The sequence below is a fragment of the Peribacillus sp. NPDC097264 genome, assembly GCF_050277925.1.
GTDB lineage: Bacteria > Bacillota > Bacilli > Bacillales > DSM-1321 > Peribacillus.
Genome location: NZ_JBNNSR010000015.1, coordinates 1 through 25,217 on the forward strand (window position 1 = coordinate 1; position 25,217 = coordinate 25,217).

Consider the following 25,217-nt stretch of genomic DNA (forward strand, 5'->3'; position numbering starts at 1 on the left):
ACCCGTTCCCATTCCGAACACGGCAGTTAAGCTCTTCAGCGCCGATGGTAGTTGGGGGTTTCCCCCTGTGAGAGTAGGACGCCGCCAAGCCATTTTAAAGGTCAGCCATTAGGCTGGGCTTTTTTTGCGTTCTAAAAGTACGATTAAAGGATTAAGGGTGGTTTTGAATATATCCATTAGGGGTAATTATAAAGATATTTTAATTTTACCGTGTGCAATAGGTATGTAACTACATATAATTTGGAGAAAATAGGTAATGCAAAAAGAAGTTAGTGCGTTTTAATTTGCAATATGCATTTTTCCTTGTATAATAATAGTCAAATATAGTCAAAGTCAGATTGGAGGAGGTTGAGTGAGAAACATATCTGATATTATCGAAACTTATTTGAAGCAAGTGCTAGAAATAAGTCAGAAAGATATCCTAGAAATTAAAAGAAGTGAAATAGCAGATAAATTTCAGTGTGTTCCTTCTCAAATCAATTACGTAATTAATACCAGGTTTACAATCGAAAGAGGCTATGTTGTTGAGAGTAAGCGTGGCGGTGGCGGGTATATTCGGATTATGAAGGTGAAATCGCAGGATTACGTGCAACTCATCAACCAGTTATTATCCCTTATTGGTTCCAGAGTGCCTCAATCTATGGCGGAAGGGGTCATCGCTCGGCTGATGAGCGAGGAAGTCATTAATGAAAGGGAAGCTAAAATCATGATGAGTGTCATTGATAGATCCGTCATCTATATAGACCTACCTGATCGTGATGAATTAAGGGCGCGAATTTTATCAGCCATGCTTACAACTTTAAAATATAAATAAACTGGCAGAGGTGATGAATGAATGATTTGTCAAGAATGCCATCAAAGACCTGCGACTCTTCACTTTACCAAAATCATTAATGGAAAAAAGGCTGAAGTCATGATTTGTGAGAAATGTGCTCAGGAAAAAGGTGAGATGTTCATGGATGCGGGTGGGCATGGATTTTCAATAAATAATTTGTTAGCAGGATTGTTAAATATCGAGTCGAATATTCAACAGACAAAGGCTAATTCATTTCCTATGACAGAAGAAAAACGCTGTCCTCATTGTCATCGTTCATATAAGGAATTCGTCCATATTGGAAAGTTTGGATGTGCCGAGTGTTATAAAACGTTCAATGATCAGTTAAATCCGATTCTAAAGAGGGTTCATAGCGGAAATACTGCACACATTGGGAAAATCCCAAAAAGAATTGGTGGCGGTATTTACCTTCGAAAACAAATTTCTGACTTAAAAGAGAATTTAAAGGTACACATCGAACAGGAAGAGTTCGAGAAGGCGGCCGAAGTAAGAGATAAGGTTCGTTCCCTTGAAAAAAGGTATGAGGCACAGGAGGGGGGCGATGAATCATGAGTTTGGAGAAATTTATGGAGAACGCTTTGAGTTCCTGGATGAATCATGAAGGTCCAGAAATGGATATTGTATTAAGTTCACGAATTCGTTTAGCCAGAAATTTTAAAGACTTTACCTTTCCTACCGCCTTTTCCAATGAAGAGGCAAAAGAAATCATTGAATTAGTGAAGAAAAGAATTGAAGAGGAAGTTACCCAAGAGATTGGCAAGCTGGAACTTCTGGAAATTGATCAAATGCAGTCACTGGAAAAGAGAGTGCTTGTTGAAAAACATTTGATCAGCCCACATTTAGTGGAAGAATCGGCAAAAGGGGCATGCCTTCTTTCCGAGAATGAAGAAATAAGCATCATGGTTAACGAAGAGGACCATCTCCGAATCCAGTGCTTGATGTCAGGATTGCAACTTAAGGAAACCTTAAGACTCGCAAATGTTCTTGACGATTGGATTGAAGAATCCATAGACTATGCATATGATGAAGAAAGAGGATACTTAACTAGCTGTCCGACTAATGTGGGAACAGGATTGAGGGCCTCAGTCATGATGCATCTCCCGGGTCTTGTACTAACTCAGCAAATGAATCATATTATACCGGCCATTAATCAATTGGGACTGGTGGTTCGCGGGATTTATGGAGAGGGCAGTCAAGCTCTAGGAAACATCTTTCAAATCTCCAACCAGATCACTCTCGGAAAATCCGAGAAGGATATCGTGGAGGATCTAACGAGTGTAGTTCAGCAGATCATTGCCCAGGAAAGGTCAGCCAGAGATGCATTAGTGAAGACCTCTCACATACAATTAGAGGATAGGGTTTTCCGATCCTATGGTATATTATCAAATGCCCGAATCATTGGGACCAAGGAAGCAGCTACCTGTATCTCCGATGTTAGGTTAGGGATAGATATAGGATATATAAAAAACATTTCAAAAAGCATCCTAAATGAGTTAATGATTCTGACTCAGCCAGGCTTTTTACAAAAATACGCAGGTGGACCTTTAAGGACACATGAAAGGGATATCCGTCGAGCAGCTCTTATACGAGAACACTTGGATTTCACAGAATCCTCCTTCTCATAGAAAAGTCAATCGATCATCTGCTATACATGTTAAAGCGAAGCATCTGCAAGATTTTATGCAGAGTCAAAAGCTTTATTCAAAACGAAAATTCTAAAGGAGGAATTCCCTATGATGTTTGGTCGTTTTACTGAAAGAGCCCAGAAAGTATTAGCATTAGCCCAAGAAGAAGCTATCCGGTTAGGTCATAATAATATTGGTACGGAGCACATCCTTTTAGGTTTAGTTCGCGAGGGAGACGGTATTGCAGCCAAAGCATTATACGCTCTCGGATTAGGTGCGGAAAAGATCCAGAAAGAAGTGGAAAACTTAATCGGCCGTGGCCAGGACAAAGCCCAAACGATTCATTATACGCCAAGAGCGAAGAAAGTCATTGAACTATCCATGGATGAAGCAAGGAAATTAGGTCATTCATATGTAGGCACAGAACATGTACTCCTTGGACTTATTCGAGAAGGAGAAGGTGTAGCAGCCCGTGTGTTAAATAACCTTGGCGTCAGTTTAAATAAAGCAAGACAGCAAGTATTACAACTATTAGGTAGCAATGAGTCAGGTGGACATCAAGGTTCAACCGCCTCTAATGCAAGCACTCCAACCCTTGATAGTCTTGCTCGTGATTTAACGGCCATCGCTCGTGAAGACAGCTTGGACCCTGTCATTGGTAGAGGCAAGGAAATTCAGCGTGTCATCGAAGTGTTGAGCAGACGCACAAAGAATAACCCTGTATTAATTGGTGAGCCAGGGGTGGGTAAAACTGCTATTGCTGAAGGCCTAGCACAGCAAATCATCAATAATGAGGTTCCTGAAATCCTACGTGATAAACGTGTCATGACACTTGATATGGGGACGGTCGTAGCGGGGACGAAATACCGTGGTGAATTCGAGGATCGATTAAAGAAAGTGATGGACGAAATCCGTCAAGCAGGAAATATCATCTTGTTTATTGATGAATTGCATACATTGATTGGTGCTGGTGGGGCGGAAGGTGCCATCGATGCATCTAATATCCTTAAGCCATCATTGGCCCGTGGTGAACTGCAATGTATCGGTGCAACCACATTGGATGAGTACCGTAAATATATCGAAAAGGATGCTGCACTCGAACGCCGCTTCCAACCCATCCAAGTGGATGAACCAACAACAGAAGAGTCCATTCAAATTCTTAAAGGGTTACGTGACCGGTATGAAGCCCATCACCGTGTATCAATCACTGATGAGGCTATCGATGCGGCTGTTAAGTTATCTGATCGATATATTTCCGACCGTTTCCTTCCGGATAAAGCAATCGATTTAATTGATGAAGCAGGTTCGAAAGTCCGGTTGCGTTCATATACTACACCTCCAAACTTAAAAGAACTTGAAGTGAAATTAGATGAAGTCCGGAAAGAAAAGGACGCTTCCGTTCAAAGCCAGGAGTTTGAAAAAGCTGCATCGCTTCGTGATACGGAGCAACGCTTAAGAGAACAATTGGAAGAAACAAAGAAAACGTGGAAAGAGAAACAAGGGCAAGAAAATAGTGAAGTGACGGTGGAAGACATCGCACATGTCGTATCCAGCTGGACTGGAGTCCCGGTTACTAAATTGGCACAAACGGAGTCAGATAAACTTCTAAATATGGAATCTATTCTCCATGATCGTGTAATTGGTCAGGAAGAGGCTGTTATAGCCGTTTCCAAAGCAGTACGACGTGCAAGAGCGGGGCTGAAGGATCCTAAACGTCCAATCGGCTCATTCATCTTCCTAGGGCCAACAGGAGTCGGTAAAACGGAACTTGGTCGTGCATTGGCTGAATCCATGTTCGGTGATGAAGATGCCATGATCCGTATCGACATGTCGGAATATATGGAGAAACATTCAACTTCACGCCTAGTTGGTTCTCCTCCAGGCTATGTGGGATATGAGGAGGGCGGACAACTGACTGAAAAAGTACGTAGAAAGCCATACTCCGTCGTTCTACTTGATGAAATTGAAAAGGCACATCCAGATGTATTCAACATTCTTCTACAGGTCCTTGAAGACGGAAGATTGACGGATTCAAAAGGCCGTACTGTGGATTTCAGGAACACGATTCTGATTATGACATCGAATGTCGGAGCTTCTGCATTGAAGACTGATAAGTATGTAGGCTTCAATATTCAGGACACTGGTCAAGACTACAAAAATATGAAAGGGAAAGTGATGGAAGAATTAAAACGTGCCTTCCGTCCAGAATTCCTGAATCGTATTGATGAGACGATCGTCTTCCATTCATTAGAAAAGGATCATTTGAAACAAATCGTTACGTTGATGTCCAATCAGCTCATCTCCCGTTTGAAGGAACAGGAAATTTTCTTAGAGCTTACAGATGCAGCTAGAGAAAAAGTAGCATCTGAAGGATACGATCCGGAATATGGGGCACGTCCAATTCGCAGGGCACTACAAAAACATGTCGAAGATTACCTATCTGAAGAACTGCTCAAAGGAAATGTGCAAAAAGGGCAAACGGTCGTGATGGATGTCGTGGACAATAAATTTGCGATCAGAAATGGCGATCCCGTCAACATAAGTGAATAAAGTCATTCTTTAACTTCGAGGTACACTCAGATTTCTCAGCAGTGTACCTCTGTTTTTATTCATGACGAAATTGTACCTAGAGGAACTACTCTATAAGATGAATCGAATAGAGAGTAAAAATAAATTTCTTAATAACTTTAAATAAGAAGGATTAAATAAAACCAATATATAATATCTTTTACATGAGTATTATGAGAAAGAGGAGTTACTATGGCAGCAAAAAAGAAAACGAAATTCATGTGTCAATCTTGTGGGTATGAGTCAGCAAAATGGATGGGAAAATGCCCTGGATGCGGGGAATGGAACAAGATGGTTGAAGAGACGGAGATTGTTAAGCCAGCTCGAAAGGGAGCATTTACCCATTCAGAAGTGAGGGGATCTGCAGAGCGTGAGAAGGCGACACCCATCACAACCATTCAGTCGGACAAAGAACCACGCATTACGACGGATTTGGCAGAATTGAATCGTGCACTTGGCGGTGGTATTGTCCAAGGATCACTTGTATTGATCGGCGGAGACCCGGGGATAGGCAAATCAACACTCCTTTTGCAAGTGTCTGCACAATTAGCTCATAAACAGAAGAAAGTATTATATATTTCTGGGGAAGAATCCATCAAACAAACGAAGTTAAGAGCGGATCGGTTAGGAGCGATGTCGGAGAACTTATTGGTGTATGCCGAGACCGATATGGACTATATCCAGCAGGCCATCCAAGAGGTAAAGCCAGACCTGGTCATCATTGATTCCATTCAAACCGTGTACCATTCGGAAGTGACTTCAGCCCCGGGAAGCGTTTCCCAAGTGAGGGAATGTACATCTTCTTTAATGCGCATTGCCAAGACCAATGGAATTGCCATTTTTATCGTGGGACATGTTACAAAAGAAGGGGCGATTGCCGGACCTCGTCTGCTTGAACATATGGTGGATACCGTTTTATATTTTGAGGGAGAAAGACACCATACATATCGGATAATCCGTGCAGTCAAGAATCGATTCGGTTCGACAAATGAAATGGGCATTTTTGAGATGAAGGAACATGGTTTGGAAGAAGTGGCGAATCCATCGGAAATCTTCCTTGAGGAGCGTTCCCAAGGTGCTTCAGGATCGACCGTTGTCGCCTCGATGGAGGGGACAAGACCAGTACTTGTCGAAATACAAGCCCTGATATCACCGACTAGTTTCGGAAACCCAAGGAGAATGGCCACTGGAATTGACCATAACCGAGTTTCACTTTTAATGGCAGTTTTAGAAAAGAGAGTCGGTTTGCTCCTGCAAAACCAAGATGCGTACCTAAAAGTCGCGGGGGGCGTTAAATTGGATGAACCAGCCATAGATCTGGCAGTTGCCATTAGTATTGCATCAAGTTTCCGTGACAAGTCCACGAATCCAGCTGATTGCATTATTGGTGAAGTGGGGTTGACGGGGGAAGTTAGAAGGGTCTCCCGGATTGAACAACGAGTTCAGGAGGCAGCGAAGCTCGGATTTGAACGGGTCATCATCCCAGCCAATAATATAGGTGGCTGGACTGCTCCAAAAGGCATCAAAATCATTGGGGTTTCATCAGTTTCTGAGGCGCTTCACCATACGCTAGGGGGTTAAGGATGACAGAGAAAAAAGGGTATGAGAAAACAAAGTTGGAGATTTTGCAAATTGTGGCCCCAGGCACACCTCTTCGAGAAGGAATTGAAAATGTATTAAGGGCGAATACGGGTGGATTGATTGTTGTGGGGTACAACGAAAAGGTACGAGCGATTGTGGATGGTGGTTTCCAAATTAACTGTGCCTGTACCCCAAGTACATTATATGAGTTGGCAAAAATGGATGGAGCCATCATTTTGAACGAGAAGGCCGACAAAATCATTTTTGCCAATGCACAATTGGTCCCGGATAATAGTGCGCCATCTACAGAGACCGGCATGAGGCATCGAACAGCGGAAAGGGTAGCGAGGGAGACGAAATCATTAGTGATTGCCATTTCTCAGCGGAGGACTGTTATCACCCTATACCAGGGGAATTTTCGATATGCCCTTAAAGATATAGGAGTCATCCTCGCGAAAGCCAATCTGGCCATCCAGACCCTGGAAAAGTATAAGGTCGTGCTACAGCAGAGCATTTCGGTATTGGGAGCCCTCGAATTCGAGGAAATAGTAACGTACGAGGATCTTTTGCAAGTGTTCCACCGGTACGTGATGGTTCTTCGAATCAAAGCGGAGTTACTGACATACCTCAATGAACTGGGTACAGAAGGTAGGCTGATTCGCCTGCAGATGAATGAGATATTAGCAGATATCGAAACAGAAGGAAAATGGCTTATCAAAGATTACTCGTCCAATAAGGAAGATAATCCGGAGGAAACCATTCTTCGCCTTCAGGAACTTGCCATGCAGGAAAAGCTAGATGAGAGCATCCTGCTGAAGATACTGGGGTACCAGGGTCATATTCATGTAGATGCCCCTGTCCATGCCAGGGGGTACCGAATCCTTCATAAAATCCCCCGATTACCAGGTCTGATCATCGATAATCTAGTGAAACAATTTGATTGCTTTAAAGAAATCAATAAGGCGACGGTTGAGCAACTTGATGAAGTGGAAGGAATTGGGGAAGTTCGTGCGAATAAAATTAGAGAGGGTCTTCGGATATTAAAAAATCAACTTGTCACTAATCGAAGGATGTAAAGCGATCCACCACTTTCTAAATTTTCCTATTTTAGCTTGAAATTGAATAGTGTTTATTTTTGACACCCAAAACCCAGGATGCTAGGCTAAAATTACGATAAAGAGAAGGGACAATATGGATACATCACAGGAGTCCTTCAGGGAATTTCTTGATATATAGTGAAAACGAATTTTCAATGGTTTCATTTTTTTTGGATTGGTCAATAATGAGAAGAGGGAGGTGAAAGGGAATGTTAAAACGCATTATACAGGCATGTTTCTTAATAATTGGTGGGACACTTGGTATGCTACTTATTCCTGAATTATTAAGTGTTGTCCATGCAGATGATATTGCTTTATTAAACAATCCTTATGTTAGTGTACTGTTGGGTGCTATTATCTTTTATCTTATTACTTTTTGGGCAGTAGATCATGTGGTCTATTTTATGAAGTGGTCAGAAGAACAACTGGTTAAGTTTCCAATTACCGATATAATTTTTGGAAGTGTGGGCCTTTTAGTTGGCCTGCTTGCGGCGTTTTTAGTAGGGTCAGCCTTCAGTGCGATTCGAGTCCCCATTTTAAATACAGTCGTGCCTATTATTCTTACGCTTTTATTTGGATACCTTGGATTTCAGGTCGGTTTTAAAAAGCGTGATGAACTGCTGAATCTTTTCTCCAAAAACAATAAGAAAAAAGCCTCTGACGGGGAAATGGCCGAAGAGGATGAGGAAGGCTACAGCAAACGGTTGAAGATCCTCGATACAAGCGTTATCATTGATGGGAGAATTGCGGATATTTGTCAGACCGGCTTCCTCGAAGGAACCATTGTGATACCTCAGTTTGTATTAAATGAGCTTCAACACATTGCGGATTCCTCTGATGCCTTGAAAAGAAACCGGGGTCGAAGGGGCTTGGATATCCTGAATAGGATTCAAAGAGACCTTCCGATTAAAGTGGAGATGTACGAAGGGGATTTCGAAGACATCCAGGAAGTCGATAGTAAATTAGTGAAGCTTGCCAAGATTTCAGGTGGCATGGTGGTCACTAATGATTTCAATTTAAATAAAGTATGCGAGTTCCAAAATGTAGCGGTCCTCAATATAAATGACTTAGCGAACGCCGTAAAACCCGTCGTACTACCCGGGGAAGAAATGAATGTACAGGTGATTAAGGATGGGAAAGAGCAAAATCAAGGTGTTGCCTATTTGGATGATGGGACGATGATCGTTGTCGAAGGCGGACGCGATTATATTGGAAAACGTATTGATGTCCTTGTGACAAGCGTTCTTCAAACATCAGCGGGTCGGATGATCTTTGCTAAACCTAAACTATTAGAAAAAGCATTATAAAGAAGAGTAGGAGAAACCGTTATGTTTTATGAAGTAGTGATACCTGCAGCCGGACAAGGAAAGAGAATGAAGGCCGGCAAGAACAAGCTTTTTATTGAACTATCGGGTACCCCGATCATTGTCTACACCCTTCGTGTCTTTGAAGAGGATCCAAACTGCCGGGGTATTTTCCTTTCGATAAACCCAACAGAAGAGGATTACTTCAAGGAAATGGTGGCTTCCTTCGGATTTAAGAAGGTCAAGAAACTCGTTGAAGGTGGTAAGGAACGTCAACAGAGCGTCCATAATGCATTGAAGTATGTGAGGGAAGAGATAATTCTAGTCCATGACGGGGCACGTCCTTTTATCGACCAAGAGCAAATTAGTGAATTAACGTCCGCAGCCAGTCTCCATGGTGGAGCCATCATTGCAGTCCCCGTAAAGGATACGATTAAAAAAGCAAATGACAGGTCAGTCACGGAAACAGTGGAACGATCAAGCTTGTGGGCGGTACAGACACCACAAGCTTTTCGTGCATCCATATTAATTAACGCCCATGAAAAAGCGGAAGCGGAGTCGTATTTAGGTACGGATGATTCAAGCTTGCTAGAACGGATCGATGAACAGGTAGTCATTATTGAAGGCAATTATGATAATATTAAGATTACGACTCAGGAAGATTTATATTTTGCGGACGCGATTTTACATAAACAACAACTTGAAAAGTGAAGATAGGGGAGAATGAGATGTTTCGAATTGGCCAGGGATATGACGTACATCAGCTAGTTGAAGGTAGGCCTTTAATAATTGGAGGGATAACAATCCCGCATGAGAAAGGGTTACTTGGGCATTCAGATGCTGATGTATTGCTACATACGGTTGCAGATGCTTGTTTGGGTGCAATTGGTGCAGGTGATATCGGCAAGCATTTTCCGGATACCGATCCGGAATTTAAGGATGCTGATTCCGCTAAGTTATTGCAGTATATTTGGGCAATCGTCAAAAAAGAAGGTTATGAGTTGGGTAATGCAGACTGTACAATTATTGCCCAAAGCCCTAAAATGGCGCCGTATATTGAAGAAATGCGTGTAAGGATAGCAGAGCTTTTAGATGCTTCAGTGGATCAAATCAATGTGAAGGCGACTACGACCGAGAAACTTGGATTCACGGGCAGAAGCGAGGGAATCGCAGCACAGGCTGTTGTCTTGTTGGTTAAAACTAACTGATTGTCGTTTAGGTGGAAACCTTTATTCCCTTGAGGTTAAATGGTAAAATAGAACGAAGAAAAGAGAGACTGGGAGGTCTATATATATCATGAACAGCGATATTCGAGTTCGCTATGCACCAAGTCCGACTGGACATTTACATATAGGAAATGCGAGGACTGCTTTATTTAATTATCTGTATGCACGTCATAATGGTGGAAAATTCATTATCCGCATTGAAGATACTGACAAAAAAAGAAATATAGAGGGCGGCGAAGAAAGCCAACTGAAGTATTTAAAATGGCTTGGAATGGATTGGGATGAAGGCGTTGATATTGGCGGGGAGTTCGCACCGTATCGTCAATCAGAGCGGAACGACATTTATCAAGGGTTGTACCAAGAGCTTCTTGACAAAGGGTTGGCTTATAAATGCTATTGTACGGAAGAAGAGCTTGAAGCAGAACGTGAAGGACAGGTTGAAAGGAACGAAACACCCAAGTATTCCGGTAAGTGTCGTCATTTAACAGCGGAAGATCAAGCAAAACTAGAGGCTGAAGGCAGAAAACCGAGTATTCGATTCGCCGTTCCTTCGGGCAGAGTCCTTACTTTCAAAGATATGGTTAAGGATGATGTTTCATTTGAGACGGATGGCTTTGGCGATTTTGTCATTATCAAAAAAGATGGAATCCCGACGTATAACTTTGCGGTAGCGGTCGATGACCACCTAATGAAGATTTCGCATGTACTTCGCGGTGATGACCATATTTCTAATACACCTAAGCAATTAATGATTTATGAAGCATTCGGGTGGGAGCCTCCTGTGTTCGGACACATGACGTTGATCGTCAATGAAAGCCGGAAAAAATTAAGTAAGCGTGATGAATCAATTATCCAATTCATCGAACAATATGAAGAGTTGGGTTACTTGCCTGAAGCTTTATTCAACTTCATTGCTTTACTTGGATGGTCACCAGGCGGCGAGGAAGAGATCTTCCCTAAGGAAGAGTTCATTAAACTTTTCGAAGCGGACCGTCTATCTAAATCACCGGCCCTATTCGATAAGCAAAAACTCACTTGGATGAATAATCAGTATGTGAAGCAATTGGATGAGGAACGTGCAGTGCAATTGTCCATCCCTCACCTAGTGAAGGCCGGCAAGATTTCTGAAACACGTTCTCCGGAAGAAGAAGAGTGGGTGCGTGGTCTAGTTTCTCTTTATCAAGAACAGATGAGTTATGGGGCGGAAATCGTTGAACTTTCCGAACTATTCTTCAAAGATGATCTTGAATATGAGCCTGAAGCGAAAGAAGTCCTAGCGGAGGAACAAGTACCTGAAGTCATGGAAGCCTTCCTTAAAGAAATAGAAGGGCTTGAGGAATTTAAAGCTGACGAAATCAAGAAATCGATCAAAGCGGTACAAAAAAGCACAGGACATAAGGGTAAAAAGTTATTCATGCCAATCCGTGCGGCGGTGACTGGTCAAACTCATGGTCCTGACCTACCAAAAGCGATTTCCCTACTGGGCAAAGAAAAAATTAAACAACGCATTCTAAGTATTTAATATTAACAATTAGACAAAAATGTAATATAGTAATTAATAATCTTACAAAAGAACGCGTAGATAGGGAGAAGTAAGTAAACGAAGCTTATTAGAGAGAACCATAACCTGCTGAAAATGGTTCAAGCCTCTCGTTTTCCGAAATGCACCCTTGAGTCCTTTGCTGAACTAACCTCTAGTAGGCATAGGCGGAATGTCCTCCGTTACAGGATAAAAGTTGGGAATGGAACAAGTTGGCCTTTGGTCCTGCTATTCATTCCAAACAGAGTGGAACCGCGCTTCAAAGCGTCTCTGTCTATTTGGACAGAGGCGCTTTTTTATATGCTTTAAAATAAGGGATGACTAAAAGGATATAGCATAGGGGGGAATCATCATGTTAAAGATGTTTAAAGAGGATATTGAAGTGGTTTTTGAACAGGATCCTGCAGCGCGTAGCTATTTAGAAGTTATTTTAACGTATGCAGGGTTGCATGCAATATGGAGTCATCGGATGGCTCATGTACTATACAAGAAAAAGTTCTTTTTCCTGGCCAGAAGTGTATCACAAATCAGTCGGTTTTTTACCGGGGTTGAGATTCACCCCGGGGCTACAATAGGTCGTCGTTTCTTCATCGATCATGGGATGGGGATTGTCATTGGCGAGACATGCGAGATTGGTGACAATGTCTCTGTCTTTCAAGGAGTGACACTTGGAGGGACGGGAAAGGAAAAAGGCAAACGTCATCCTACGATAAAAGATAACGTATTGATTGCCACGGGAGCCAAAGTGCTTGGCTCGATTACCGTCGGTGAAAATTCCAAAATTGGTGCAGGCTCGGTCGTTTTAAAGGAAGTGCCCGCTAATTCAACCGTTGTCGGCATTCCTGGGAAAGTCGTCATTCAAGATGGCATAAAAATCAAGAAAGATTTTAATCATTCAGATCTTCCTGATCCAATTGCTGACCGTCTAAAGGAAATGGATAGGGAAATTCATGCTTTGAAAACAGAGTTAGCAAAATGGAAGCAGGAAGAAAGGAGTTTATAAAAATGGCAATAAAAATATATAACACAGCGACTAGACAGAAGGAAACCTTCGTACCGATGGAAGAAGGAAAAGTGAAAATGTATGTATGCGGGCCTACAGTCTATAACTACATTCATATTGGGAATGCTAGGCCAGCAATCGTATTCGATACCGTGAGAAGATACTTGGAGTATAGAGGATACGATGTGCATTTCGTTTCGAATTTCACGGATGTTGATGATAAGCTAATTCGAGCTGCCAAAGAACTAGGGGAGGATGTCCCAACCATCTCAGAGCGTTTTATTCAAGCGTATTTTGAAGATGTTTCTGCTCTAGGTTGCAAAAAAGCGGATGAACATCCAACCGTAATGGAAAACATGGATACAATCATTGAATTCATTTCGACGTTGATTGAAAAAGGTTATGCGTATGAATCTGAAGGGGATGTGTATTTTCGCACTCGTAAATTCGATGGGTATGGGAAGTTGTCTCATCAGTCCATTGATGAACTGCGGGTCGGAGCTCGTATTGAAGTCGGCGAGAAGAAGCAGGATGCGCTTGACTTTGCCCTCTGGAAAGCGGCGAAGGCTGGCGAAATTTCTTGGGAAAGCCCATGGGGGATGGGGCGCCCCGGCTGGCATATAGAATGCTCAGCGATGGTTAAGAAGTACCTTGGTGATACGATTGATATCCATGCAGGCGGTCAGGATTTAGCTTTTCCCCATCATGAAAATGAAATTGCACAATCCGAGGCGTTAACGGGAAAATCCTTTGCGAATTATTGGATGCACAATGGATACATCAATATTGATAATGAAAAAATGTCGAAGTCATTAGGCAATTTTATTCTTGTTCATGACATCATACAGAAGTATGACCCACAAGTATTGCGTTTCTTCATGTTATCCGTACATTATCGTCATCCAATCAATTATAGTGAAGAAGTGCTTGAAAATGTAACGGCTGCTCTCGATCGCTTGAAAACATCCTATCAAAACCTGAAACATCGCCTTCAAGTAAGCGATGGGTTAACAGAAAATAATGATGTATGGTTGCAGAAAATCGATGAACTACACGAACAATTCATTAAGGAAATGGACGATGATTTCAATACGGCGAACGCGATATCCATTCTTTTTGAACTGTCTAAGCAAGCGAATTATTACTTGATGGAGAAGAATACTAACCAGGAAGTCATTAAAGCTTTTCTTGGTAAATTCCAAAATCTACTCTCCGTCCTGGGCTTTTCCCTTGAAGAGGAAGAGGGATTATTGGACGAGGAAATCGAGAGTTTAATTCAACAAAGGATTCAAGCTAGGAAAGACCGTAACTTTGGGTTGTCTGATGAGATTCGTGATCGTCTAAAGAACATGAACATTATATTAGAGGATACCCCTCAAGGTACAAGATGGAAAAGAGGGTAACAGATGCTTCAATATGATAATAAGGTAGACGAAAAAATGTTAAATAGTCTTGCTCTAGCCTATATGGGAGATGCCGTATACGAAACCTACATACGGCATCACCTTATTCAAAACGGGGTAGTTAAGCCTAATCTGCTTCATAAAAAAGCGACATCTTTTGTATCGGCTAAAGCGCAGAGCAAAATCATTCACTTTTTTCTAGAGTCAGGTTGGTTATCAGAAGAAGAGACCGCTGTCGTCCGTAGAGGTCGTAATGCGAAGTCCGGGTCGGTTCCGAAGAATACAGATGTGCAAACGTATCGGTATAGCACTGCCTTTGAGGCGCTTATGGGCTTTCTGTATTTATCCGGCCGAATAGAAAGAATGGAAGACCTTGTTGAAAAATCAATTCAATTCATTGAAGAAGAAAAGGGGAAATAACCCATGAGTGAAGAATTTATCATTGGAAGAAACCCCGTCTTGGAAGCACTTCGCTCCGAACGGGATATTAATAAAATTTGGATATCAGAGGGCTCACAGAAAGGGTCCATGCTTCCGCTAATCGGACTTGCAAAAGAAAAAAAGGTATTCGTACAAATCGTACCTAAGAAAAAAATAGACCAAATGGTAGAAGGTATCCATCAAGGAGTCGTAGCGCAAGTCGCAGCTTACGATTATGTAGAGTTGGACGATTTATTTGCCAAAGCGGCTGAACGGGATGAGGCTCCCTTCTTCATGATTCTGGATGAAGTAGAAGATCCACATAATCTAGGGTCAATCATGAGAACAGCGGATGCGGTCGGAGCTCACGGAATCATCATTCCAAAGCGTAGAGCAGTTGGTTTAACGGCAACGGTTGCGAAAGCATCGACAGGGGCCATTGAGTATATTCCGGTTGCACGGGTCACGAATTTGGCAAGAGCAGTCGAAGAGTTAAAAGAACGCGGTGTCTGGATTGTGGGTACCGATGCGAAAGGTAGCGATGATTACCGGAACATGGACGGGAATATGCCTATTGGCCTTGTTATTGGAAGTGAAGGCAAGGGAATGGCACGGTTAATGAAAGAAAAATGTGATTTTCTAATTCGTCTTCCTATGGCCGGGAAAGTAACATCATTAAATGCATCGGTGGCAGCAGGTTTATTGATGTATGAGGTCTACAGAAAAAGAAACCCTCTAGGGCAATAATGAGATGAATATTCTGTTAGTGGACGGTTACAACATTATTGGAGCCTGGCCGGAACTGAGAGAATTGAAAGAAAGAGACCTTGCTGCAGCAAGAGACAGACTGATAGAAATGATGGCGGAATATCAGGCGTTTACTGGGTCCCGGGTCATTGTCGTATTCGATGCCCAATATGTCCAGGGAATAGCCCGTATTTTCAAGAATCATAAAGTCGACGTAATTTTCACGAAAGAAAATGAAACAGCCGATGAGAGAATAGAAAAGATGGCGATTGAACTGAATAATATCAAGACGCAGATTCAAGTGGCTACTTCAGACTTTACGGAGCAATGGGTCATCTTTGGCCAAGGGGCCCTAAGGAAATCTGCCCGTGAACTGCTAATGGATATGGAGGAAATTCAGGGAGAAATAAAAAAAGATGTCCAAAAAACAGCGGCGGTAAAACCTACGGCTAAAATTCCTTTAAGTGAAGAAGTAGCGGAAATATTCGAAAAATGGCGTCGGGGGAAAATTTGAACCATTGACGGGTATTTTTTACCTGCTGTATAATATTTCTATCTGAGTCAGGTCAGGGGGATATAATTTGGGTCTCAATTTCGGTATGAAACTGAACGAAAAGTATCTGCAGTTCGATGATGAAGAATTAATTGAGTTAGTACACACTGGAGACAGTGAAGCACTGGATTATCTGATTCAAAAGTATCGTAATTTTGTAAGAGCGAAGGCAAGGACATATTTTTTAATAGGTGCAGATAAGGAAGACATCGTTCAAGAAGGCATGATTGGTTTGTATAAGGCTGTCCGTGATTTTAAAGGCGATAAGCTTTCTTCTTTTAAAGCATTTGCCGAATTATGTATTACGAGACAGATCATTACCGCTATTAAAACAGCAACACGTCAAAAGCATATTCCGCTCAATTCCTATGTTTCCCTGGACAAGCCCATTTATGATGAGGAGTCCGACCGTACTCTCATGGATATTATATCGGGTACGAAGGTATTAGACCCAGAAGAACTGATTATCAATAAAGAAGAGTTTGACGATATCGAATTGAAAATGGCCGAGCTGCTGAGCGATTTGGAAAGAAAGGTATTAGCCCTTTATTTAGATGGGCAAACCTATCAGGAAATCTCAGAAGAGTTGAATCGTCATGTGAAGTCGATCGATAATGCCCTCCAGAGGGTGAAAAGAAAGCTCGAGCGTTATCTGGAAGTAAGGGAGATCAGTTTATAGTCCCTCCGCCTTTTCCGCTTTATTTCATCTGACACTAACTCCACTTGGATGATGCATTCACTTATGGTAGACATAGGCTGATAGAGTTGACATGGACTTAGGTGGCCTCACCTTGTTATTGACAATAAAAGCCAGCCGTGATAAGGTTTTATGGAAATAGTAGATAGGATAGGTGTATCAATTGCAAAAGAAAATCACACTAGCTTGCACCGATTGTGGTTCAAGAAATTATAATTATGAAAGCAATAAGTCAAACAACGCTGAACGACTAGAATTAAAGAAATTTTGCAGCACCTGTAATTCACATACGAATCATAGGGAAACAAAATAACCGTTTTATAAATAGATTGACAGAAGCAGTCTAATGCTTGGAGGATACATTCATGAAACGCTTAACCGAATTTTTCAGCGGAGTCACTCGTGAAATGCGTAAAGTAAGCTGGCCAAAACGTAAAGAATTAACCAAATATACAATCGTTGTAGTGACGACTGTGTTGTTTATGGCTTTATTCTTTTTAGTGGTCGATATGGGCATTTCCGAATTAATTCGCTTAGTTATTGAATAAGAGATTCGAAAATAAGGTATAATAGTGATAGAATAATATGTGTCAGCAGAAAAGCCCGGAAACGGGTTTTTTAATTTGTCTTTTTTAAGAAAAAGTTCAAACTCTAGCATTGCTGTTATTCTTTAGACAAGTCGGGATAGTGCAGGATGTTAATTTTGGCTAGATCGTTAGAAAATAAAGTTTCATAAAGAAAATGATTGATTGCAGGGAGGGAAGGACGTCACAGTCCTAAAACATGGAAAAGAATTGGTATGTAGTTCACACCTATTCAGGTTATGAAAACAAGGTAAAGGCCAATCTGGAGAAGCGTGTTGAAACAATGGGGATGGAAGATAGAATCTTCCGCGTAGTAGTTCCTGAGGAAGAAGAAACCGAAGTCAAAGATGGCAAAACGAAAGTAACGAAGAAAAAGGTTTTCCCAGGATATGTACTGGTAGAAATTATCATGACCGATGATTCTTGGTATGTAGTCCGCAATACACCTGGTGTAACAGGTTTCGTAGGTTCATCAGGAGCGGGATCTAAACCGACAGCACTGCTTGATGAAGAAATAGAAGTTGTCCTTAAACGCATGGGTGTTGACGAAAGTAAATTTGACATCGACTTTGAAGTCGGCGACACTGTTCAAGTGAAAGAAGGACCATTTGCAACATTTGCTGGGCCTATCGAAGAACTTGATACAGATAAAGGAAAAGTCCGAGTTCTTGTTAATATGTTCGGCCGCGATACGCCGGTAGAACTAGACTTTAATCAAGTGGAAAAATTATAAACGGAAAAAAACTTGAAAAAGCCTTTTGGAAGTGGTAAAATTTCAAAGGTCAGTATGTTTCAAATTTTTAGGCCTCAACGATACAAGTATTCTTTATTAACATATAAAGAATTCAAGATGAGTGGGAGGGTATATCCCTATTACCACATCACGGACTTATAAGGAGGTGTGTCTCGTGGCTAAAAAAGTAATTAAAATGGTTAAATTGCAAATTCCTGCTGGTAAAGCGAATCCTGCACCGCCGGTTGGTCCTGCATTAGGTCAAGCTGGTGTAAACATCATGGGATTCTGTAAGGAGTTCAACGCTCGTACAGCAGACCAAGCTGGTCTAATTATTCCTGTTGAAATCACGGTATTTGAAGACCGTTCATTTACATTCATTACAAAAACTCCACCCGCTGCAGTACTACTTAAGAAAGCAGCAGGTATCGAGTCTGGTTCTGGTGAACCTAACCGTAAAAAAGTTGCTACAGTCAAGCGTGATCAAGTGCGCGAGATTGCTGAAACTAAAATGCCTGACCTAAACGCTGCAAACGTTGAAGCTGCAATGCGTATGGTTGAAGGTACTGCTCGCAGCATGGGTATTGTCATCGAAGACTAATCCATGTAATTGTTATTTGTTTCTACGGGGTTGCGATTGATACTCGCAACCTTTATTCGTGGGAGGTAATTCCGTTAAAACCACAATTTAGGAGGATTTATATCATGGCTAAAAAAGGTAAAAAGTATCTTGAAGCAGCTAAGCTTGTTGAAGTTTCAAAAGCATACGCTGTAACTGAAGCGATTGAAGTTGTTAAAAAAGCAAACTTCACAAAATTCGATGCGACTGTTGAAGTTGCTTTCCGTTTGGGTGTAGACCCTAAGAAAGCTGACCAACAAATTCGTGGAGCAGTTGTGCTTCCGAACGGAACTGGTAAAACTCAACGCGTATTAGTATTCGCAAAAGGCGAAAAAGCAAAAGAAGCTGAAGCTGCTGGTGCTGACTTCGTTGGCGAATCTGACTACATCAACAAAATCCAACAAGGATGGTTCGAATTCGACGTAATCGTTGCGACTCCTGACATGATGGGTGAAGTTGGTAAACTTGGTCGCGTATTAGGACCTAAAGGCTTAATGCCAAACCCTAAAACTGGCACAGTTACATTTGATGTAACGAAAGCTGTTAATGAGATCAAAGCAGGTAAAGTTGAATACCGCGTAGATAAAGCTGGTAACGTCCATGCTCCAATCGGTAAAGTATCTTTCGAAGATGCTAAACTAGTGGAAAACTTCACTACTATCTTTGATACATTAATGAAAGTTAAACCTGCGGCTGCTAAAGGAACTTACATGAAGAATATTTCTGTAACGACTACAATGGGCCCTGGTGTGAAAGTTGATTCTTCTTCTTTCAATAAATAATTTGACATTCCAAAACTATTGTTGTTATAATATGTTTTGTTGTGATAAATGAATATCATTTGTACCGAAGACAGTAGGTGCTCCACAAGAGCTTAATTCCCTGCCGAGGTAATTCGATAAAAATAGTCGTTGACTATGACCTTTGAAATTACTGCCTTCATGTCTGTATTAGAGATGAAGGCTTTTTCTTTGAAACGGTATAAATGTTTTCAAGCAAATCTACAGGAGGTGTAAGGATGAACGCAATTATTGAACAAAAGCAAACTATCGTTGCTGAGATTACTGGTAAATTAACAGCTAGCAAATCCACAGTTGTTGTTGACTACCGTGGATTGACTGTTGCTGAATTAACAGAACTTCGTAAGCAACTTCGTGATGCTGGCGTTGAGTTCAAGGTTTACAAAAACTCTTTAACTCGTCGTGCTGCTGAAAGTGCTGAACTTAGCTCTTTAAACGAATCTTTAACAGGACCAAACGCAATTGCATTCTCAAATGAAGATGTTATTGCGCCAGCTAAAATCCTTAACGATTTTGCGAAAAAACATGAAGCGTTAGAAATCAAAGCTGGAGTTATCGAAGGAAACGTAGCATCTGCTGAAGACATTAAAGCTCTTGCAGAACTACCTTCACGCGAAGGCCTACTTTCAATGTTGCTAAGTGTGCTACAAGCACCTATGCGCGGTCTTGCTCTTGCTACAAAAGCAGTTGCAGAACAAAAAGAAGAACAAGGCGCGTAAGCTAACCGCTTATCTTGCCTATTGATTCAAAAAAAAACCAACCATTTCGAGGAGGAAATAACAATGACTAAAGATCAAATCATTGAAGCAGTTAAAAACATGACTGTTTTAGAATTAAACGACCTTGTAAAAGCAATCGAAGAAGAATTTGGCGTAACTGCTGCTGCACCTGTAGCTGTAGCTGCTGCTGGTGGCGCTGCTGCTGAAGAAAAAACTGAGTTTGATGTAGTTCTTACATCTGCTGGAGATTCAAAAATCAAAGTTATCAAAGCTGTTCGTGAAGCAACTGGTCTTGGACTTAAAGAAGCGAAAGAAGTTGTTGATAACACTCCAAAAGCAATCAAAGAAGGCGTTTCTAAAGAGGAAGCTGAAGAACTTAAAGCTAAACTTGAAGAAGTTGGAGCTGGCGTTGAAGTTAAGTAATCTTGCATAAACAAAAAGCTCGCTATCACTGGCGAGCTTTTTTCTCTTCATTTTTAAAGAAAAATGGTAGACGATTTAGTAAAGATGTACAAACTTTATGACAGGTAAGTATCCATTCTTCATATCTCTTCTCTCGTTAAATCTTCAATATTCCTTTCTGATAGGGGGAGATGACTCTGACAGAGCATTACTACTCACAAAAACCGGATGTCGAAAGCAATCCTAAATTTTGGGATTTTGTATTAAAAGGACGCACATTCCACTTTAAAAGTGATAATGGTGTTTTTTCAAAAAAAGAAGTTGATTTTGGTTCTCGTCTTTTGATAGAATCCTTCAATCTTAATAAAGCTGTAAAAGGGAATATTCTTGATGTTGGTTGCGGTTATGGCCCCATTGGAATATCAATTGCTGCGGCTTATCCCGAAAGAACGGTAGAAATGATAGATATAAATAGCCGGGCAGTTGAATTATCGAAGGAAAATGCCGCTACAAACGGAATCGCTAATGTTAAAGTGTACGAAAGCGACCGTTTTGAAAAGGTAGGATCTAAACAATTCGCTGCAATTCTTACGAACCCTCCCATTCGCGCAGGTAAAAGTGTAGTCCACGAAATTCTAGAAGAAAGTTATCGAAGTTTGGTGACTGGTGGAGAACTATGGGTTGTCATTCAAAAAAAGCAAGGCGCTCCTTCCGCCATGGATAAACTAGAGCTGTTATTTGGTAATGTCGAAGTGGCTGTAAAGAAAAAAGGCTACTACATACTATTATCCAAAAAAGTTTGACTCTAAATTTTCGCTATGTTAGTATTATAAAATGCATATATATAATTCCGTTACTATGCAATTTTTATACCATTGGTGTATAACCAATGGATAATATGGGAAAAATATATAAATAATAGTTCGTTTTATGAGAAATAGTGGTTTTTAAAATAAAAACCATTTTCTTTTTGTCTATGGATTAGATTGCTTTTTTCCGTGGCAAATAGATCCTTATAACGCTTGATTTAAGGGGTGAATCAGTTGACAGGTCAACTTGTTCAGTATGGACGACACCGCCAACGTAGAAGTTATGCAAGAATCAGTGAGGTTTTGGATCTTCCGAATCTGATTGAAATTCAAACGGCTTCTTATCAATGGTTTTTAGATGTAGGTTTAAAAGAAATGTTCCAGGACATTTCTCCTATTGAGGATTTTACAGGTAATTTGTCATTAGAATTCATCGATTACAGCCTTGCTGAACCGAAGTATTCTGTTGAAGAAACAAAAGAACGCGATGTTACGTATTCTGCACCACTTCGTGTGAAAGTGCGCCTTGTTAACAAAGAAACAGGGGAAGTAAAAGACCAGGATGTATTCATGGGTGACTTCCCACTTATGACTGAAACGGGCACGTTTGTCATCAATGGTGCTGAACGTGTAATCGTATCCCAATTAGTACGCTCACCGAGTGTTTACTATAATGGGAAAATGGATAAGAACGGTAAGCTAGGTTTCTCTGCGACCGTTATTCCTAACCGTGGTGCATGGCTTGAATATGAGACAGATGCCAAGGATGTAGTTTATGTTCGAATCGACCGCACTAGGAAATTACCTATCACGGTATTGATGCGTGCATTGGGCTTTGGAACTGATCAAGAGATCATTGATTTAATCGGTGATAATGAGTATCTTCGCAACACTCTTGAAAAAGACAACACGGAGAGTGTAGAAAAAGCATTGCTAGAAATCTATGAACGTCTTCGCCCGGGTGAACCACCTACAGTCGATAACGCGAAAAGTCTACTAGTATCCCGCTTTTTCGATCCAAAACGTTATGATCTAGCTAACGTAGGTCGCTATAAAATCAACAAAAAACTGCATATCAAGAATCGTCTATTCGGACAAAAGATCGCCGAGACTTTAATCGATCCTGAAACAGGGGAAATCATTGTTGAAAAGGGTACTTTGCTTGATAGAAGGACACTTGATAAAATTCTGCCTCATCTTGAAGCAGGAATCGGTTTTAAAACGTTCCACCCGTCTGGTGGCGTAGTAGAAGAAGAAACCCTTCTTCAACCAATCAAAGTCTTTGCTCCAAATGACGCTGAAGGCGAAAAAGTGATCAATATCATTGGTAATGCGTATGTAACCGATCAGGTTAAAAACATTACTCCAGCTGATATCATCTCTTCTATTAGCTATTTCTTTAACTTGCTTCATGGCGTGGGAATTACAGATGATATTGACCATCTAGGAAATCGTCGTCTGCGTTCCGTTGGTGAATTGCTGCAAAACCAATTCAGAATTGGTTTATCTCGTATGGAGCGTGTCGTGCGTGAAAGAATGTCTATTCAAGACACGAATACGATCACTCCACAGCAATTGATTAACATTCGTCCTGTTATAGCATCCATTAAAGAATTCTTTGGTAGCTCACAGCTTTCACAATTTATGGACCAAACGAACCCATTGGCCGAATTGACGCATAAACGTCGTCTATCTGCATTGGGACCTGGTGGTTTGACTCGTGAGCGTGCTGGTTTCGAAGTACGTGACGTTCATTACTCCCACTATGGCCGTATGTGTCCGATTGAAACGCCTGAGGGACCGAATATTGGATTGATTAACTCCCTATCAAGTTTTGCAAAGGTTAACCCTTATGGATTCATTGAAACACCATACCGACGTGTTGACCATGAGACAGGGAAAATTACGAGCAAAATCGATTACTTAACGGCTGATGAAGAAGATAACTACGTAGTTGCCCAAGCGAATGTTCGTCTATCCGATGATGGAACATTCCTTGATGATATGGTTGTTGCACGTTTCCGCGGTGAAAATACCGTTGTTCCGCGTGACCGCGTAGATTATATGGACGTATCGCCTAAACAAGTCGTATCTGCAGCGACAGCATGTATTCCTTTCTTGGAAAATGATGACTCCAACCGTGCCCTAATGGGAGCGAACATGCAACGTCAAGCAGTACCTTTATTACAACCAGAGGCACCAAGAGTTGGAACAGGTATGGAATATGTTTCAGCGAAAGACTCTGGGGCAGCTGTCATCTGTAAACACCCTGGTATCGTCGAACACGTGGAATCACGTGAAGTATGGGTACGCCGGGTAAGTGAGGTTGACGGTCAACAAGTAAAAGGAAACCTTGATAAATACCGTTTATTAAAATTCATTCGTTCTAACCAAGGAACGTGTTATAACCAACGTCCTATCGTTAGTGTTGGTGACAATGTTGTCAAAGGTGAAATTCTTGCCGATGGTCCTTCAATGGAAAAAGGTGAATTAGCACTTGGACGAAATGTATTAGTTGCCTTCATGACTTGGGATGGATACAACTATGAAGATGCCATCATCATGAGTGAACGTCTAGTTAAAGATGATGTGTACACTTCCATCCATATTGAAGAATATGAATCTGAGTCTCGCGATACGAAATTGGGACCTGAAGAAATCACTCGTGATATTCCGAACGTCGGAGAAGATGCGCTTCGCAACCTTGATGAGCGTGGAATAATCCGTGTCGGTGCTGAAGTAAAAGACGGTGACCTTCTAGTAGGTAAAGTAACTCCTAAAGGGGTAACGGAACTAACGGCGGAAGAACGTCTCTTACATGCAATCTTTGGTGAAAAAGCGCGCGAAGTACGGGATACATCATTGCGTGTTCCCCACGGCGGCGGCGGAATCGTCCTCGATGTTAAAGTGTTTAACAGAGAAGATGGCGACGAGCTACCACCTGGTGTAAATCAACTTGCACGTGTATATATCGTTCAAAAACGTAAAATACATGAAGGCGATAAAATGGCCGGACGTCATGGTAACAAAGGTGTAATCTCAAGGATCCTTCCTGAAGAAGATATGCCTTACATGCCTGATGGAACACCGGTTGACATCATGTTAAACCCACTGGGTGTACCTTCCCGTATGAATATCGGTCAGGTACTTGAGCTTCACTTAGGTATGGCAGCCCGTGCACTAGGCATTCACGTAGCATCACCGGTATTTGATGGAGCTACTGAGGAAGACGTTTGGAGTACGATTGAAGAAGCTGGTATGTCACGTGATGCAAAAACGGTACTTTACGATGGCCGTTCAGGTGAAGCGTTCGATAACCGTGTGTCTGTTGGTGTCATGTACATGATTAAACTTGCACATATGGTTGATGATAAACTTCATGCTCGTTCAACTGGACCTTACTCCCTTGTTACGCAACAACCACTTGGTGGTAAAGCGCAATTCGGTGGACAACGTTTTGGTGAGATGGAAGTATGGGCACTTGAAGCATATGGAGCTGCTTATACATTACAAGAAATCCTTACCGTTAAATCAGATGATGTCGTGGGCCGTGTGAAAACATACGAAGCGATTGTCAAAGGCGAAAATGTCCCTGAGCCTGGTGTCCCTGAGTCATTCAAAGTATTGATTAAGGAACTTCAAAGCTTAGGATTAGATGTTAAAATCATGAATGCTGAAGACCGCGAAATTGAAATGCGTGATTTAGAAGATGAAGAAGACCCTAATCAGTCAGACAAATTAAGCCTAGATGCAGAAACAAAAGATATGGTTGCTACTGAAGCAGGAGCACCATCAAAAGAGTAAATAATTTAAATAAATCAATCTATATATTATCAGCTCTGACTGGCAGCAAGGTTTTTCTTTAAAGATCCTGCTGCCTTGTCGGAGTCTTATTGATTCAATCACCCATCATCCGGTTTAGATTGCCCGAATGAATGAAGGCAATCAGGGT

General features: G+C 41.5%; 25 protein-coding genes, 1 rRNA gene and 2 other annotated features. All 26 genes read left to right on the plus strand.

Annotation, left to right across the window (positions count from 1 at the left end; translation table 11 throughout):
* Positions 1 to 90 (plus strand): 5S ribosomal RNA (gene rrf, locus ACQKL0_RS18465); the annotation flags it as partial.
* A gap of 262 nt (positions 91 to 352) precedes the next feature.
* Entirely contained in the window at positions 353 to 814 is a 462-nt protein-coding gene (locus ACQKL0_RS18470; RefSeq protein ID WP_402875761.1) for a CtsR family transcriptional regulator, read from the plus strand.
* A 21-nt stretch (positions 815 to 835) separates the two neighbouring features.
* Positions 836 to 1,387: a UvrB/UvrC motif-containing protein gene (locus ACQKL0_RS18475; RefSeq protein WP_427689044.1), complete on the plus strand. Its 552-nt coding sequence runs from the start codon at positions 836 to 838 to the stop codon at positions 1,385 to 1,387.
* The gene (locus tag ACQKL0_RS18480) at positions 1,384 to 2,460 is read left to right on the plus strand and encodes a protein arginine kinase (protein ID WP_402875757.1); all 1,077 of its coding nucleotides are present in this window, start codon (positions 1,384 to 1,386) and stop codon (positions 2,458 to 2,460) included. Before ACQKL0_RS18475 ends, ACQKL0_RS18480 begins: the two co-directional genes overlap by 4 nt.
* A gap of 108 nt (positions 2,461 to 2,568) precedes the next feature.
* Positions 2,569 to 5,010, plus strand: coding sequence for an ATP-dependent protease ATP-binding subunit ClpC (gene clpC / locus ACQKL0_RS18485; RefSeq protein ID WP_402875756.1), 2,442 nt, complete (start codon positions 2,569 to 2,571; stop codon positions 5,008 to 5,010).
* Positions 5,011 to 5,220: 210 nt separating this feature from the next.
* Positions 5,221 to 6,609 carry a DNA repair protein RadA gene (radA, locus tag ACQKL0_RS18490; RefSeq protein ID WP_403125376.1) on the plus strand — a complete coding sequence of 463 codons (1,389 nt, stop codon included), beginning with the start codon at positions 5,221 to 5,223 and terminating at the stop codon, positions 6,607 to 6,609.
* A gap of 2 nt (positions 6,610 to 6,611) precedes the next feature.
* Positions 6,612 to 7,685 (plus strand): DNA integrity scanning diadenylate cyclase DisA, encoded by a 1,074-nt coding sequence (disA, locus tag ACQKL0_RS18495; protein WP_402875752.1) that lies wholly within the window; start codon positions 6,612 to 6,614, stop codon positions 7,683 to 7,685.
* Between the two features lie 230 nt (positions 7,686 to 7,915).
* Complete coding sequence (locus tag ACQKL0_RS18500) at positions 7,916 to 9,013, plus strand: PIN/TRAM domain-containing protein (RefSeq protein ID WP_402875750.1); 1,098 nt, start codon at positions 7,916 to 7,918, stop codon at positions 9,011 to 9,013.
* A gap of 21 nt (positions 9,014 to 9,034) precedes the next feature.
* Positions 9,035 to 9,721, plus strand: coding sequence for a 2-C-methyl-D-erythritol 4-phosphate cytidylyltransferase (gene ispD / locus ACQKL0_RS18505; protein ID WP_427689047.1), 687 nt, complete (start codon positions 9,035 to 9,037; stop codon positions 9,719 to 9,721).
* 17 nt (positions 9,722 to 9,738) lie between these two features.
* On the plus strand, positions 9,739 to 10,218 hold the full coding sequence (gene ispF, locus ACQKL0_RS18510; protein ID WP_402875747.1) for a 2-C-methyl-D-erythritol 2,4-cyclodiphosphate synthase: 480 nt from the start codon (positions 9,739 to 9,741) through the stop codon (positions 10,216 to 10,218).
* A gap of 88 nt (positions 10,219 to 10,306) precedes the next feature.
* Entirely contained in the window at positions 10,307 to 11,758 is a 1,452-nt protein-coding gene (gene gltX / locus ACQKL0_RS18515) for a glutamate--tRNA ligase (protein ID WP_402875745.1), read from the plus strand.
* A gap of 48 nt (positions 11,759 to 11,806) precedes the next feature.
* Positions 11,807 to 12,051: a binding site (T-box leader), on the plus strand.
* A 77-nt stretch (positions 12,052 to 12,128) separates the two neighbouring features.
* Positions 12,129 to 12,779, plus strand: coding sequence for a serine O-acetyltransferase (cysE, locus tag ACQKL0_RS18520; protein WP_402875743.1), 651 nt, complete (start codon positions 12,129 to 12,131; stop codon positions 12,777 to 12,779).
* 2 nt (positions 12,780 to 12,781) lie between these two features.
* The gene (gene cysS, locus ACQKL0_RS18525) at positions 12,782 to 14,182 is read left to right on the plus strand and encodes a cysteine--tRNA ligase (RefSeq protein WP_427689049.1); all 1,401 of its coding nucleotides are present in this window, start codon (positions 12,782 to 12,784) and stop codon (positions 14,180 to 14,182) included.
* 3 nt (positions 14,183 to 14,185) lie between these two features.
* On the plus strand, positions 14,186 to 14,602 hold the full coding sequence (locus ACQKL0_RS18530; protein WP_427689051.1) for a Mini-ribonuclease 3: 417 nt from the start codon (positions 14,186 to 14,188) through the stop codon (positions 14,600 to 14,602).
* Between the two features lie 3 nt (positions 14,603 to 14,605).
* Positions 14,606 to 15,349, plus strand: coding sequence for a 23S rRNA (guanosine(2251)-2'-O)-methyltransferase RlmB (rlmB, locus tag ACQKL0_RS18535; RefSeq protein WP_402875738.1), 744 nt, complete (start codon positions 14,606 to 14,608; stop codon positions 15,347 to 15,349).
* A 4-nt stretch (positions 15,350 to 15,353) separates the two neighbouring features.
* The gene (locus ACQKL0_RS18540; protein WP_402875735.1) at positions 15,354 to 15,863 is read left to right on the plus strand and encodes an NYN domain-containing protein; all 510 of its coding nucleotides are present in this window, start codon (positions 15,354 to 15,356) and stop codon (positions 15,861 to 15,863) included.
* Between the two features lie 85 nt (positions 15,864 to 15,948).
* Entirely contained in the window at positions 15,949 to 16,581 is a 633-nt protein-coding gene (gene sigH / locus ACQKL0_RS18545) for an RNA polymerase sporulation sigma factor SigH (protein WP_402875764.1), read from the plus strand.
* 181 nt (positions 16,582 to 16,762) lie between these two features.
* On the plus strand, positions 16,763 to 16,912 hold the full coding sequence (rpmG, locus tag ACQKL0_RS18550) for a 50S ribosomal protein L33 (protein ID WP_402875733.1): 150 nt from the start codon (positions 16,763 to 16,765) through the stop codon (positions 16,910 to 16,912).
* Positions 16,913 to 16,964: 52 nt separating this feature from the next.
* On the plus strand, positions 16,965 to 17,147 hold the full coding sequence (secE, locus tag ACQKL0_RS18555; RefSeq protein WP_402875732.1) for a preprotein translocase subunit SecE: 183 nt from the start codon (positions 16,965 to 16,967) through the stop codon (positions 17,145 to 17,147).
* A gap of 235 nt (positions 17,148 to 17,382) precedes the next feature.
* On the plus strand, positions 17,383 to 17,916 hold the full coding sequence (gene nusG, locus ACQKL0_RS18560) for a transcription termination/antitermination protein NusG (protein ID WP_402875730.1): 534 nt from the start codon (positions 17,383 to 17,385) through the stop codon (positions 17,914 to 17,916).
* Positions 17,917 to 18,091: 175 nt separating this feature from the next.
* On the plus strand, positions 18,092 to 18,517 hold the full coding sequence (gene rplK, locus ACQKL0_RS18565; protein ID WP_402875728.1) for a 50S ribosomal protein L11: 426 nt from the start codon (positions 18,092 to 18,094) through the stop codon (positions 18,515 to 18,517).
* A 104-nt stretch (positions 18,518 to 18,621) separates the two neighbouring features.
* Positions 18,622 to 19,317, plus strand: coding sequence for a 50S ribosomal protein L1 (gene rplA / locus ACQKL0_RS18570; RefSeq protein ID WP_402875727.1), 696 nt, complete (start codon positions 18,622 to 18,624; stop codon positions 19,315 to 19,317).
* A gap of 46 nt (positions 19,318 to 19,363) precedes the next feature.
* Positions 19,364 to 19,514, plus strand: a sequence feature (ribosomal protein L10 leader region).
* Between the two features lie 39 nt (positions 19,515 to 19,553).
* Positions 19,554 to 20,054, plus strand: a complete 501-nt coding sequence (rplJ, locus tag ACQKL0_RS18575) for a 50S ribosomal protein L10 (protein ID WP_402875726.1) — start codon at positions 19,554 to 19,556, stop codon at positions 20,052 to 20,054.
* Positions 20,055 to 20,117: 63 nt separating this feature from the next.
* Positions 20,118 to 20,477, plus strand: a complete 360-nt coding sequence (rplL, locus tag ACQKL0_RS18580) for a 50S ribosomal protein L7/L12 (RefSeq protein ID WP_402875724.1) — start codon at positions 20,118 to 20,120, stop codon at positions 20,475 to 20,477.
* A gap of 176 nt (positions 20,478 to 20,653) precedes the next feature.
* Positions 20,654 to 21,259: a class I SAM-dependent methyltransferase gene (locus ACQKL0_RS18585; RefSeq protein WP_402875762.1), complete on the plus strand. Its 606-nt coding sequence runs from the start codon at positions 20,654 to 20,656 to the stop codon at positions 21,257 to 21,259.
* A 240-nt stretch (positions 21,260 to 21,499) separates the two neighbouring features.
* On the plus strand, positions 21,500 to 25,069 hold the full coding sequence (rpoB, locus tag ACQKL0_RS18590) for a DNA-directed RNA polymerase subunit beta (protein ID WP_402875722.1): 3,570 nt from the start codon (positions 21,500 to 21,502) through the stop codon (positions 25,067 to 25,069).
* Positions 25,070 to 25,217: the final 148 nt, after the last annotated feature.